The organism is Micromonospora sp. NBC_01740, from assembly GCF_035920365.1.
In the GTDB taxonomy this organism is placed as follows: domain Bacteria; phylum Actinomycetota; class Actinomycetes; order Mycobacteriales; family Micromonosporaceae; genus Micromonospora; species Micromonospora reichwaldensis.
This window is the reverse complement of the sequence record NZ_CP109150.1, coordinates 6559911-6573634: the sequence shown is the minus strand read 5'-3', so window position 1 is coordinate 6573634 and position 13724 is coordinate 6559911. Positions and strand designations below refer to the sequence as shown.

Genomic DNA, 13724 nt, shown 5'->3' with positions numbered 1-13724 from the left:
CCAGCGACCAGAGGAAGGCGTCGATGAAACCCCCGCCGATACCGCGCAAGGCCCTGCTCGCCCTCGTCTCCCTGCTCACCCTCGCCCTCGTCGGCACCCCGCTGGCCGTGCGCCAGATGGGTTCCGACGCCCCCGACGACACCGGCCCGCTGGTCACCACCGGCGCCGCGCAGTGGCGCACCGAACCCTCGGCGGAGGCGCTGCTCGCCGCCAGCAGCCGCCAGGTCCGCGCCGAGCAGTTCTACTTCGTCCTGCCGGACCGGTTCGCCAACGGCGACCGGCGCAACGACGCCGGGGGCCTCACCGGGGGCCGCCTCTCCACCGGCCTCGACCCGAAGGACAAGGGCTTCTACCACGGCGGCGACCTCAAGGGCGTCATGGACCGGCTCGACTACATCGAGGGGCTCGGCACCACGGCCATCTGGCTCGCGCCCATCTTCAAGAACCGCCCGGTGCAGGGCTCCGGAGCCGATGCCTCCGCCGGATACCACGGCTACTGGATCACCGACTTCACCCAGGTCGACCCGCACTTCGGCACCAACGAGGACCTGAAGCGGCTGGTGGGGCTCGCCCACAAGCGGGGGATCAAGGTCTACCTCGACGTCATCGTCAACCACACCGCCGACGTCATCCAGTACGCCGAGGACCGGCGCACCTACGTGGACAAGGCCACCTCCCCGTACACCGACGCGCAGGGGCGTCCCTTCGAGGACCGCAACTACGCCGACGGCAGCCGGGGCTTCCCGAAGGTGGACAGCACGTCGTTCCCGTACACCCCGACGTTCGAGACCCCGGCCGACGCCAAGGTCAAGGTCCCGGCGTGGCTGAACGACCCGACCATGTACCACAACCGGGGCGACTCCACCTTCGCCGGGGAGAACAGCGAGTACGGCGACTTCTTCGGCCTCGACGACCTGTGGACCGAGCGCCCCGAGGTGGTGCGCGGCCTGACCAAGGTCTACTCCGACTGGATCGCCTCCACCGGCGTCGACGGCTTCCGGCTGGACACCGTGAAGCACGCCAACCTCGACTTCTGGCCGCAGTTCAGCCAGGGCGTCGAGCGCGTCGCCGCGCGCGCCGGCAAGAAGGACTTCTTCATGTTCGGCGAGGTCTACAGCGCCGACCCGGAGATCACCTCGACGTACGTGCGGCGCGGTGGCCTGCCGGCCACCCTCGACTTCGCCTTCCAGGAGGCGGCGCGCGGCTACACCGCCGGCGACGGCTCCGCGAAGGCGCTCGCCGACGTGTACGCCCGCGACGACCTCTACCGCGCCCGGGACACCGACGCGCGCCGGCTGACCACCTTCCTCGGCAACCACGACATGGGCCGGATCGGCTCGTTCATCGCCGGCGGCGGCACCGACCCGGCCACCCACCTGCGCCGCGACCGGCTCGCCCACGAGCTGATGTTCCTCACCCGCGGCCAGCCGGTCGTCTACTCCGGCGACGAGCAGGGCTTCACCGGGCCGGGCGGCGACAAGGACGCCCGGCAGGACATGTTCGCCTCGAAGACCCCCGACTACCTCGACGACGACCTGATCGGCACCGACCGCACCCACGCCAGCGACCAGTTCGACCGCGCCCACCCGCTCTACCGGGCCGTCGCGGAGCTGGGCGCGTTGCGCCAGGCGCACCCGGCGCTGCGCGACGGCGTGCAGGTCGGCCGGTACGCCGCCGACGGCCCCGGCGTCTTCGCGTTCTCCCGGATCGACCCGAAGCAGCGCACCGAGTACGTCGTCGCGGTGAACAACGCCGCGACCGCGCAGACTGTCACCGTGGACACGTGGTCGGCCGGCGCCACCTTCACCGGCGTGTACGGCGCGTCGGCCGCCCCGGTCGCCGGCGCGGACGGCAGGCTCACGCTGACCGTGCCGCCGCTGTCGGCCGTGGTGCACCGCGCCGGCACGCCGATCCCGTCGCCCGACGCCGCGCCGAAGATCACGATCACCGCCCCGGCGCCCGGCGCGCCCGTCGCCACGAAGGCCGCCGTCACCGCCCAGGTCACCGGCGACCCGCTGGCCACCGTCACCGTCGCCGCCCGGGTCGCCGGCGGCAGGTGGACGCTGCTCGGCAGCGCCGAGACGGCCCCGTACACCGTGCACCACGACCTGACCGGGCTGGCCGGCGGCACGAAGGTCGAGTACAAGGCCGTCGTCCGCGACGGGAGGGGCCGCACCGCGACCGCCCGGTCCACCGCGACCGTGGGCACCCCGGCGCAGTCCGCCTCCCGCGACTGGGCCGTGGTGCACTACCAGCGCCCGGCCGGCGGCTACGACGACTGGGGCCTGTACGCCTGGGGCGACATCGACCCGGCGTACGCGACCGAGTGGCCCAAGGGGCAGCCGTTCGCCGGCGAGGACTCCTACGGCCGGTTCGCCTGGGTGAAGCTCAAGCCGGGCGCGAAGTCGGTCGGCTTCGTGGTGGTCGACAAGTCCGGGAAGAAGGACGTGGAACAGGATCGGACGATCGACGTGACGAAGGCCGGCGAGGTCTGGGTCAAGCAGGGCGACCCGGCGACCTACCCGAGCCGGCAGGCCGCCACCGGCGAACCCGACCCGCCGGTCGAGGACGGCACCGCCCTCATCCACTACCGCCGCGCCGACGGCAACTACGACGGCTGGGGCCTGCACCTGTGGGACGGCGCCGCCAACCCCACGGACTGGGCCACCCCGCTCGCCCCGGCCCGGATCGACGCCTTCGGCGCGGTCTTCCGGGTGCCGCTGGCCGCCAACGCCACCGGGCTGAGCTACATCATCCACCGCGGCGACGAGAAGGACCTGCCGACCGACCAGCGGCTCGACTTCGCCGACGCCGGACGCGAGGTGTGGCTGCTCGCCGGCACGCCCGGCCGGCTGCTGCCGTCCACCGCGTCCGCCGCCGGCCCGGACGTCGACATCACGAAGCAGAAGGCGCACTGGATCGACCGCTCGACCGTCGCCTGGCAGGCCGGGCCCACCGACGGCAGGACGTACGCCCTGGTCGCCGCCCCGGCCGGCGGGGTCACCGTCGCCGACGGCGAGCTGGTCGGGACGTACCGCACGATGCCGTTGACCGCCCAGCGCAACGGGCTCACCGAGGCCCAGCGCGCGGACTTCCCGCACCTGTGGGCGCACGGTGCCTTCACGCTCGACCGGCGGGACCTGGCGAAGGTCCCGGCGGCCCTGCGCGGGCAGCTCCTGGTGACCGAGCGGGACGCGGCGGGCACCCTGCTCGCCGCGACCGGCGTGCAGATCCCCGGCGTGCTCGACGACGTCTACGCCCGGGCCACCGACGCGCGGCTCGGGCCGACGTTCGCCGGCGGGGTGCCGACGCTGGCGCTCTGGGCGCCGACCGCGCGGCAGGTGTCGTTGCAGCTGTTCGACTCGCCGACGGCGACGCCGAGGACCGTCGCGATGCGCCGCGACGACCGCACCGGCGTCTGGTCGGTGCGCGGCGCCCGCGACTGGACCGGCAGGTACTACCGGTACCAGGTCCAGGCGTGGCAGCCGGCGACGCAGCAGCTGGTCACCGCCGCCGTGACCGACCCGTACTCGCTGGCGTTGGCGCCGGACTCCACGCACAGCCAGATCGTGGACCTGACCGACCCGGGGCTCGCCCCGCCGGGCTGGGCGAAGCTGCGTAAGCCGGCGGCGGTGCCGTCGACGAAGGTGCAGATCTCCGAGCTGTCGGTGCGGGACTTCTCCATCGCCGACGGCACCGTGCCGGCCGAGCAGCGGGGCACGTACCTCGCCTTCACCGACCCGGGCACCGCCGGCATGAAGCACCTGAAGGCGCTCGGCGACGCCGGGGTGACCCACCTGCACCTGCTGCCCGCGTTCGACTTCGCCACGATCCCCGAGCGCCGCGCCGACCAGCGGCAGCCGGCCTGCGACCTGGCCGCGCTGCCGCCGGACTCCGAGCAGCAGCAGAAGTGCGTCGCGGCCGTGGCGGACACCGACGGCTACAACTGGGGGTACGACCCGCTGCACTACACCGTGCCGGAGGGCGGCTACGCCGTCGACCCGGCCGGGGCGAAGCGCACCACCGAGTTCCGGCGGATGGTGGCCGGCGTCAACGGCGCCGGGCTGCGCGTGGTGATGGACGTCGTCTACAACCACACCTCGGCGGCGGGCGCCGACCCGAAGTCGGTACTCGACCAGATCGTGCCCGGCTACTACCACCGGCTGCTGGACGACGGCGCCGTCGCCAACTCGACCTGCTGCGCCAACACCGCCCCCGAGCACGCCATGATGGGCAAGCTCGTCGTGGACTCGCTGGTCACCTGGGCCCGGGCGTACAAGGTGGACGGCTTCCGGTTCGACCTGATGGGCCACCACCCGAAGGCGAACATCCTGGCCGTACGCAAGGCGCTCGACGAGCTGACCGTCGGCCGCGACGGCGTGGACGGGAAGAAGATCCTGCTCTACGGCGAGGGCTGGAACTTCGGCGAGGTCGCCGACGACGCCCGGTTCACGCAGGCCACCCAGGCCAACATGGCAGGCACCGGGATCGGCACGTTCAACGACCGGCTGCGCGACGCCGTACGCGGCGGCGGGCCGTTCGACGCCAACCCGCGGGTGCAGGGCTTCGCCTCCGGCCTCTTCACCGACCCGAACGGCGACGACGTCAACGGGTCCACGGCCGAGCAGCGGGCCCGGCTGCTGCGCCAGCACGACCTGATCAAGGTGGGGCTCACCGGCAACCTGCGCGGCTACCGCTTCACCGACTCGTCGGGCCGGCAGGTTACCGGCGCGCAGGTCGACTACAACGGCTCGCCCGCCGGCTACACCGCCGCGCCGGGGGAGGCGGTCACCTACGTCGACGCGCACGACAACGAGATCCTGTACGACGCGCTGGCGTACAAGCTGCCGCGGGACACCTCGGCGGCGGACCGGGCCCGGATGCAGGTGCTGGCGCTGGGCACGGTGGTGATGGGCCAGGGGCCCGGGTTCGTCACCACGGGCACCGAGCGGCTGCGCTCGAAGTCGCTGGACCGCAACTCGTACAACTCGGGGGACTGGTTCAACCAGATCCGCTGGGACTGCGCCCAGGGCAACGGGTTCGGCGCCGGCCTGCCGCCCGAGCAGGACAACCGGGACAAGTGGCCGTACGCCAAGCCGCTGCTGGCCGACCCGGCGCTGGTGCCGGACTGCGCGGCGATCGACCTGGCCGACGCCCGCTACGCCGAGCTGCTGAGGGTTCGGGCCTCCTCGCCGGTCTTCGGGCTGACCACGGCGGAGCAGGTGCAGAAGCGGGTCGCCTTCCCGCTCTCCGGCGCGGGGGAGACCCCCGGCGTGCTCACCATGACGCTGGACGGTCGGGGCCTCGACGGGCGGTGGAAGTCGGTCACGGTGGTCTTCAACGCCACGCCGGAGACGGCGCGGCAGCGGCTGACCGGGCTGCGCGGGGCGGACGTGGCGCTGCACCCGGTGCTGCGGGCCTCGGCGGACGAGTCGCTGCGGACGGCCTCCTTCGACCGGGCCAGCGGCACGTTCACCGTGCCGGCCCGCAGCGTGGCGGTCTTCGTGCAGCAGTAGCCCGCGACGTGGACCGGCCCCCTTCCGCGACGCGGAAGGGGGCCGGTTCCTGTTCGGTGTCCGGAGCGGCCGGAGAGGCCGCCCGTCAGCCGAGGGCGATCAGCCGAAGCAGTTCTCCACGGGGGAGGGGCTGCCCAGGCAGTTCGTCGGCTTGTTGCCCTTGATCGCGGACTTGTCGTCCACGTTCACCTCGCCGCCGAAGTTGAACACCCCGCCCGGCCGGAACCTGGAGACGTTGTCCGCCACCTTCGTGTCGTGCAGGTTGACCCGGCCGAAGACGTTGAAGATGCCGCCGCCGATGCCGATCGGCCCGACGGCCTGGTTCCCGACGATCTCGCTGTCGCGGAACGTGACCTCGCTGGCGAGGTTGAACACGCCGCCGCCGAAGAAGGCGGCGAAGTTCTCCTTGACCTCGGTCTTCTCCGCCGTGACGTGGGCGCCGAAGGCCAGGGCCAGGCCGCCGCCGACACCGACGGTGGTGTTCTTGGCGATCGTCACCTTGTGCAGGTGCAGCTGGCTGTCGTCCGCCGCGGCGATGCCGCCGCCCGCGATCAGCGCGGTGTTGTCGAGGATCCTGGAGTACTTGATGGTGGTGTTGCCCTCGATGTCGAGCAGGCCACCGCCGAAGCCGATCGTGTGGTTGTTGCTGATGTCGGTCTTGTCGATCCAGACGGTTCCGCCGTCGACGTCGTCGCGGAAGATGCCCGGGGCGCCGTTGGCGATGCCGCCGCCGCCGATCCCGGCCTTGTTGTACTTGACGTGGGACTCCTCGACCTTGAGCACCCCGGCGTTCAGGATGCCGCCGCCGAAGAAGAAGGCGGTGTTGTCGGCGACCGTGGTGTGGCGCAGGCTGGTCTTGCCGAAGTTGGCGATGCCGCCGCCGCTGCCGCCGGCCTGGTTCTCGACGATGTGGCTCTTCTCGATGTCGGCGGAGCCGCCCGGCTGCACCAGGATGCCGCCGCCGTCGTTGGCCTCCGGCTCCTCCAGCACGGCGGCGCCGGCCTTGGCCGCCGCGGCCTTCGCCGCAGCAGCCTTCGCCGCCGCGGCACCCTTCGGCTCGGCCTGGAGCAACGGCAGGTACGGCTTGCCGGCCTTGGCCGCCTCGGTGGCCTCGACCGAGTTCGAGTAGCGCGACCACACCGTCTCCGCCGAGACCGGCTCCGCCAGCTTCCGCTCGAGGGTCTGGCCGTTCTTGATGGTCAGGCCCTTGAGGGTGAGGTGGCCGCCGCTGCCGACGTTGAAGATGCGGAACTGCTCGGCGGTGGCGTCCCGCACGATCTTGGTGTCGTGGCCCTTGAGCGTGATGGGCTGCTCGATCACCGGCAGGCCGTTGCCGTAGTAGTCGTGCCGGGTCAAGGTGTACGTGCAGTCCTTGGCCAGCTCGAACACGCCGCCGTGGTTGGCGTTGGCGTGCACGATCGCCTGGATCAGCTTGTCGGAGTCGCAGGGCACCTCCTTTCCGCGATCCTTGTGGTCCCGGTCCTTGTGGTCCCGGTCCCGGCCTTCTCCGCCTTCGCGGCCCTCCTCGCCCTCGCGGCCTTCCTTCTCGCGGTCCGCGTCCTGGTCGCCGTCCATGCTGACCTGGGCGGTGGCCCACTTCAGGCCGTCCGCACCTACCGCGCCGGCGCCGGTGGCCACGCCCACCGCGGCGAGGCTGACCACGCCGGTCAACCCGGCCACACCACTGGCGAGCCAGAGCTTGCGGCGACGCTTGGGCGCCGCCGGCCGCTCGGAGTCGTTGTTCGTTAGGTAGTTGGACATCGGAGCTCTCTGCCCTCTCCTCGTACCAGACAGGGTCGCAGCGCCACAGGCGAGCGTCCCCTGCTACAAATCGGTTGTAGCTCCCGAACTAGACAATATGAGAATCTTCCTAGCCTCGCGGGCATATGCGAAAGAAGCCCGCATTAGGTCCGGGGTGCCCCTGGCCGGTGCGGACGGTCCGTGCCGGCCGATCCGCCGCAGCGACGTCGGTAGGGGAGTCCGCAGGAGAACGGGTGCTCTCGGCGCGGAACGGCCCGTTCGGCGGAAGAACGGCCACGAGGGGCCGGGAGGTGAGAGGGCTCCTCCGGCCGCCGGGGCGGCTTGTGGAGGAGCCCTCTCTCTATGTGGTGTCGCTCTCGGATGTTCAGGCGAAGCAGCGGTCGGGAATGACCGTGCTGCCCTTGCAGTTCGTCGGCCGGTTGTCCTTCACGGCGGACTTCCGGTCGATCAGGACGCCGTCGTTGTTGGTGAAGATGCCACCCGGCGGCCCGGTGGCGACGTTGTGGACCACCTTCGTGCTGATCAGCCTCGTCCGGCCGAAGTCGTTCAGGATGCCGCCGCCCACCCCGTACTCGCCGACCGCCTGGTTGCCCAGCACCTCGCTGTCCCGCAGCGTGACGTCGCCCCCGTCGTTGTACAGACCCCCGCCGCCCCCGCCTGCGGCGACGTTCTCCTTGATCACGCTGTGCTCGATCACGGCGTTGCTGCCTCCGCCGACGCCGACGCCGCCGGCCTCTCCGTCCGCGTAGTTCCTGGCGACCACGACCTTCTCCAGGGACAGCCTGCCGTCGCTGAAGGTGACCAGCCCGCCCCCGTCCGTGCCGGCGGTGTTGTCCGTGATCTCGCTCTGCGTGAGCACGATGTCGCCCCTGTTGTCGAAGACGCCACCGCCGATGGACGAGGTCCGGTTGTGGCTGATGGTGCTCTTCCACACCCAGACGGTGCCGCCGCCCACCGTCGTGCCGTTCGGGGTCGTGCCGTTGGCGATGCCGCCGCCGCCCAGCCGGGCGCTGTTCTTCGACACCTTGGACTCCTCGACCCGCAGCACCCCGACGGTGAAGATGCCGCCACCGAAGCCGCTGGCGCTGTTCTCCTCGACCGAGGTGTGGCGCAGGTTGGTGGTGCCGAAGTTGGCGATGCCGCCGCCGTTCCAGCCGGCGTGGTTCTGCACGATCCTGCTGTGCTCGAGGTCGGCACGACCGCCCCGCTGGACCAGGATGCCCGCTCCGTCGGCGCCGGTGGGCGCGGCCGTCGCGGTGCCGTCCGGCCGGGCCGTCGCTGCCCCGCCGGAACGAGCCGTCGGAGCGGCCGGCAGTTCGGAGGCGGCGGTGGCCGGGCCCTTGGGCGCCGCCATCGCCGGTCCACGGGCCGGTTCCGCCGCGGCTGCCGCAGCCTCTGTCGGCTTCGTGCGCCCGAACGAACTGACCGGTGCCGGGACGGTCTTCGCGGCGACGGTCTGCCCGCCCTTGACGGTCACGTCCTTCAGCGTCAGGTGACCGCCGCTACCGACGTTCAGGATCCGGAAGCGCTCGGCCTCGGCCGCCCTGACGATCGCGGTGCCCTCGCCCTTGAGGACGATCGACTCCTTGATCACGGGCAGGCCGTTGCCGTACTCGCTGCGCGTCAGCTCGTACGTGCAGTGCCTGGCGAGTTTCAGCGTCGCGCCGTCGGTCCGGTTGGCGTGGATGATCGCCTGGATCAGCTTGTCGGTGTCGCAGGGCACCTCCGTCACCCGACCGTCGTTTCCGCGGTCCTTGTCGCCGCTCCAGTCGCCACCCGACCAGGCGTTCCCGCCCTCGGCGGCGGGGTTGCCGCCGGCCTCGTCGTCGGCCTTGCCAGCGTCGTCGTCGGCCCTGCCGGCGTCGCTGACGTTCTGCTTCGGGGCCGACGCCTGGGCGTCGGAGAGTCGCTCGGAGTCGCCGGACTTGTCGTCGCGGGCGGCCAGGCCGCCCAGCGCCGCCAGGCCGACGACGCCGGTCAGTCCGGCCACCCCGGCAGCCAGCCAGAGTTTGCGCCGCCCTCGCATCGGTGTGCCCACGGGCGGGCCACCGTCAGGTCTCGTTACGTCATCGGACATCAGAGCCTTCCGCCCTTTCCTGCTCTCACGGGGACCGCACCACGCAAGACGGCGCGATCAGCCACAAATGGGTTGCAGCCTCCGTGAATCACCGTATGAGAACGATTCTCGCGATGGTGCGTTATCCGAGTAATCCACACATTCGCCTCACGTCGGCTGTCGCTCCGCAGCGGGCCGCTACCGGGCAGGGACACCACCTGAGCAGCACAAACACCCGCAGGAGAGTCGACCGGCGCTCGCCGGCTCGGCGATTGCCTCAGCGAAGGCCCCCGCCCAGCTGACCGGCGACCGGCGCCACCAGGAGGGGCCGGTGCGTGAAGTTCCGGTTGCGGCCCGGCCGCCACCAGGACCAGGCCGTACGCGAAGTTCCGGCGCCGGCCCGGGGCAGGTCGTCGTGACGACCCTTCCCGGGCGGCGCCGGAACGCGCTGCGCAGCGCCGACTGTCCGCCCGCTCAGCCGAAGCAGTTCGGAACAGGGGTCGGGCTGCCCTCGCAGTTCGTGGGCTTGTTCCGGATGATCACCGTCTCGTCGTCGACGGTGACTCCGTCGTTGTCCGAGGAGACGCCTCCCGGCGCGAGGAGCGACGAGTTCTCCGTGATCCGTGACCTGATCACGGAGATCCTTCCGCCCTGGTTGTAGACCCCACCCGCGACCTGCAGGTCCACGGCGACCCGGTTCCGGTCGACCTCGCTGTGGAAGATGACCACCTGACCGCTGTCGTTGGCGATACCGCCGCCGTTGCCCCGGGTCACGTTCTCGTTGACCTTGCTGTTCGAGATCGACAGTCCGCCGAAGACCGCGGCGAGGTTGGCGATGCCGCCACCGTCACCGTCGGCGGTGTTGCCATGGACGGTGCTGTGCTGCACGTACATCGTCCCCGCGTTGCGGATGCCGCCGCCGCTCGCACCGCTCTGGTTGCCGAACACGTGGCTGCGCTTGACGGTCGTGGCGACGTTGGGGTTGCCGCCGCTCTGGATGCCGCCGCCCGAGCCCTCGGCGATGTTGTGCGAGATCGTGCTGTCGGTGACGACGGCGGAGGCGACGTTCTCCAGTCCGCCGCCGGTGTCGCCGCTCTGGTTGTGGCTCACCCGGACGCCCTCGAGGAAGAGCTGGCCGACATTGCGGATCCCGCCGCCGCTGCCCACGGCGGTGTTGTCGGTGACCTCGCTGCCGTGCCCGCCGTCCTCGCGGTCGTCGCCCCTGTCGTCCTTCTCGTTGTCCCGGCCGGGGCTGCCCGCGTCCCGGGCGGCCGAGGCGCCGCCAGCGGCCCCCGCCGTGGTCCCGTCCCCGGCGACCGCCTTGCCGTCGGCGTCCAGGCCGGCCGGGGCTTTGGTGTCGGTGCCGTCGGCGTCCAGGCCGGCGGGAGCCTTGGTGCCGGTGCCGGTGCCGGTGCCGGTGCCGTCGGCGTCCAGGCCGGCAGGGGCCTTGGTGCCGGTGCCGTCGGTGTTGAGGCCGCCGGGGGTCTTGGTGTCGGTGCCGTCGGTGTCCAGGCCGGCGGGGGCCTTGGTGTCCGGGCCGGCGGGAGCCTTCGTGTCCGTGCCCGCGGGATCCGTGGGCACGACGGGGGCTTCGGCGCCGGTGCTCGGGGCGGTGCGGCTGTCGGTCGACGGGGCTGTCCCGTCCGTGCCGCTGAGGTCGCCCGGGGTGGTGTCGTCGTGCCCCGTGCCGGCCGCGTCCTTCTCTCCGTCGGCGTGCTCCTTACCCTTGCCGTCCGGGCCGGTGGCGTGCGTGGACAGGATCCGGGTGACGCCGAAGTTCGTGACGCCACCGCCGGCGCTGCTGCTCTGGTTTCCGGTGATGCGGCTGTCGAAGATGGTCGCCCTGCCGCCCGCCTGCACCAGGAGGCCACCGCCGCCCAGCCCGGGCTGGGCGAACCCGCCCTTGACCGTGAGGTCGTGCAGGGTCAGGTCGCCGCCGACCCCCACGTTGAAGATCCGGAAGGCGGCGGCGTTCGTGGCGCGGAGGACGGTGGCGTTCTCGCCCTTGATCGTGACCGGTCGGACGATCTCCGGCAGGCCGTTCCCCTCCCGGCTCAGCGTCAGCAGGTACGTGCAGTCGCGCGCGAGCTTGAGCGTCCCTCCGTGACCGGCGTTCACCCGGTTGAGTTCGACGATCAGTTCGTCGGTGTCGCAGGGCACGTCCGTGACGTCCTGCTCCTTGTCGTTGCGTCCCTGCTCGTCCGGCCCCTTGCCGCTCGCTGTGGGGTCCTGTCCGCTGGGATTCATGCCGGCGGCTGCGGCGTCGACCCGGTCGTCCGGGCCCAGGGGGGCTGTAGCCTGCGCGGCAGCCTCGGTGAGCTGCCGGTCGACCACGTTCCCGAGGCTGCCCGTCGCGGATGCGCCCGGCAGCGTGACCATCCCCGTGGCCGCCAGGCCGACCGCGCCGGTCAGGCCGGCCACGCCGGTGGCGACCCACAGGACGCGCCGCTTCCGGCGACGCCCGCTCGGATGCCCAGCCCCGGTTGCTTCGGACTGATTGGTTGACATGTGCTCTCACCCACATCTTTCGTATCCAACGGGCACGTACCGCCGTAGGGGGCGTAACCAGCCCTGAATCGGTTAGACAGGTTCAGTGACAACATAAGTGAGCTGTCTTCACGATGAGGATGAAAGTGAGAGACCTGCGCTTTTCGGGCGATATGCGGGCGGATTCCGACGCCAGCTCCGTGCGGCGACAACGGCGCCGCCCGGGGCCGGACGGCGAGCCTCGAGCTGCTCGGCGGTCGGCGCGGCGGTCACCGAAGCGACGGCTTGTCGTCTGGCGGTGCTGGGGCGAGGGGCTCGCTGGGCTCGGCGAACAGCCCGGCCGCGACGTGGGTCGCGCCGGGCTGCGGCGAGGATGCGGGGCGCGGTCAGTCCGGCAGGCGCGGACCCGCCTCGCGCTGTTCGGCCAGCCAGGTCTCCACCTCGTCGGCGGCGCGCGGCAGCCCGGCGGAGAGGTTCACCGCGCCGGTCGCGGTGACCAGGATGTCGTCCTCGATCCGGATGCCGATCCCGCGCAGTTCCTCGGGAACCAGCTCGTCCTCCGGCTGGAAGTAGAGCCCGGGCTCGACGGTGAGCACGTAGCCCTCGCCCAGCGTGCCGTCCCGGTACTTCTCCTTGCGGGCGTTCGCGCAGTCGTGCACGTCGATGCCGAGCATGTGGCTGGTGCCGTGCAGCGTCCAGCGCCGGTAGACCGTCGACCGCCCGTCCATGGCCTCGTCGACGCCCACCGGCAGCAGGCCCAGGTCGGACAGCGCCTGGGCGAGCACCCGCATCGACGCCAGGTGGACCTCCCGGAACGCCACGCCGGGGCGGATGGCGTCGATGCCGGCCTGCTGCGCGGCGTGCACGGCGTCGTAGACCTGGCGCTGGAGCGGGGTGAACCGGCCGTCGACTGGCAGCACCCGCGTGACGTCGGCGGTGTAGAGGTTGCGGTTCTCCACGCCCATGTCCATCAGCAGCAGCTCGCCCGGCCGGGTGGCGCCGTGGTTGTGCACCCAGTGCAGGATCGTGGCGTGCTCGCCCGCGCCGACGATCGAGCCGTAGCCGACGTCGTTGCCGTCGTGCCGGGCGCGCAGCGCGAAGATCCCCTCCAGCAGGCGCTCCGACACGCCCCGGTCCGCCGGCAGCGCCCGGGCCACGTCCTCGAATCCCCGGACGGTGGCGTCGACCGCGTCCTGGAGCTGGGCGATCTCCCACTCGTCCTTGACCAGCTTCAGCTCCGAGATGGCGATCGCCAGCTCCCGGTCGCGGGCCGGCTGGCCCTCGGCGCGGTGGCCGTCGTACGGGCGCACGGCCGTGTCCACCCGTGCGTCGAAGCCGCGCAGCACCCGGGTACGCCCCGGCGCCAGGTCGGCCAGCGTCGCGTCCAGCTCGGTCAGGTCCGCCGTGGGCAGACCCAGCTCGGCCGACTTCTCGGCCAGGGTGTGCCGCCGACCGACCCACAGCTCACCGTGCCGGCTGCGGAAGAACTCGTCGGTCCGCCGCGACGACCGGGGCCGCATGTAGAGGGTGGCGTCGTGGCCCGACCCGTTCGGCCGCAGCACGAGCACCCCGTCCGGGTCGTGGTCGCCGGTGAGGTAGACGAAGTCGCTGCCCGGCCGGAAGGGATGGTCGGTGTCGTTTGCACGTACCTTCTCGCCGCCGGTGGGGATCACCAGGGTCTCGCCCGGGAAGGCCGCCGAGAGCGCGGCCCGGCGCCTGGCGTGGTTCGGCACCTCGGGCCGCGGGCCGACCGGCAGGGTGGTGTCCCGCCAGCCCTGCCGCATGAACGCCAGGAACGCCTCGGGGAAGTCCGGGTCGTGCGACCCGGTGCCGTCCGCCGGCCTGCTGTCGGTACGTCCCTCGGTCATGCTCCGCCCCCTCCGTCTCCGCATCGTTGCAGGTCA

The 13724-nt window shown here is 72.0% G+C and carries 5 protein-coding genes; 1 reads left to right on the top strand and 4 read right to left on the bottom strand.

All coding sequences use genetic code 11. From position 1 onward, the window contains the following. Positions 1-23 precede the first annotated feature (23 nt). Positions 24-5516, top strand: coding sequence for a pullulanase-type alpha-1,6-glucosidase (gene pulA, locus OG989_RS28485; RefSeq protein WP_327029023.1), 5493 nt, complete (start codon positions 24-26; stop codon positions 5514-5516). A 99-nt stretch (positions 5517-5615) separates the two neighbouring features. Here pulA and OG989_RS28480 read toward each other — a convergent pair whose 3' ends face one another. From OG989_RS28480 to OG989_RS28465, 4 genes are all read right to left on the bottom strand, one after another. Then, entirely contained in the window at positions 5616-7277 is a 1662-nt protein-coding gene (locus tag OG989_RS28480; protein WP_151456151.1) for a hypothetical protein, read from the bottom strand. A 364-nt stretch (positions 7278-7641) separates the two neighbouring features. Further along, the gene (locus OG989_RS28475) at positions 7642-9354 is read right to left on the bottom strand and encodes a right-handed parallel beta-helix repeat-containing protein (protein WP_327029022.1); all 1713 of its coding nucleotides are present in this window, start codon (positions 9352-9354) and stop codon (positions 7642-7644) included. A 453-nt stretch (positions 9355-9807) separates the two neighbouring features. After that, the gene (locus OG989_RS28470; protein ID WP_327029021.1) at positions 9808-11841 is read right to left on the bottom strand and encodes a hypothetical protein; all 2034 of its coding nucleotides are present in this window, start codon (positions 11839-11841) and stop codon (positions 9808-9810) included. 365 nt (positions 11842-12206) lie between these two features. Next, complete coding sequence (locus OG989_RS28465; RefSeq protein WP_151455283.1) at positions 12207-13688, bottom strand: aminopeptidase P family protein; 1482 nt, start codon at positions 13686-13688, stop codon at positions 12207-12209. Between the last annotated feature and the right edge of the window lie 36 nt (positions 13689-13724).

Bases quoted from the DNA above. Each gene is read 5' to 3' on its own strand.
- OG989_RS28475 (WP_327029022.1), bottom strand. From the start codon at position 9,354: ATGTCCGATGACGTAACGAGACCTGACGGTGGCCCGCCCGTGGGCACA.
- pulA (WP_327029023.1), top strand. From the start codon at position 24: ATGAAACCCCCGCCGATACCGCGCAAGGCCCTGCTCGCCCTCGTCTCC.
- OG989_RS28480 (WP_151456151.1), bottom strand. From the start codon at position 7,277: ATGTCCAACTACCTAACGAACAACGACTCCGAGCGGCCGGCGGCGCCC.
- OG989_RS28465 (WP_151455283.1), bottom strand. From the start codon at position 13,688: ATGACCGAGGGACGTACCGACAGCAGGCCGGCGGACGGCACCGGGTCG.
- OG989_RS28470 (WP_327029021.1), bottom strand. From the start codon at position 11,841: ATGTCAACCAATCAGTCCGAAGCAACCGGGGCTGGGCATCCGAGCGGG.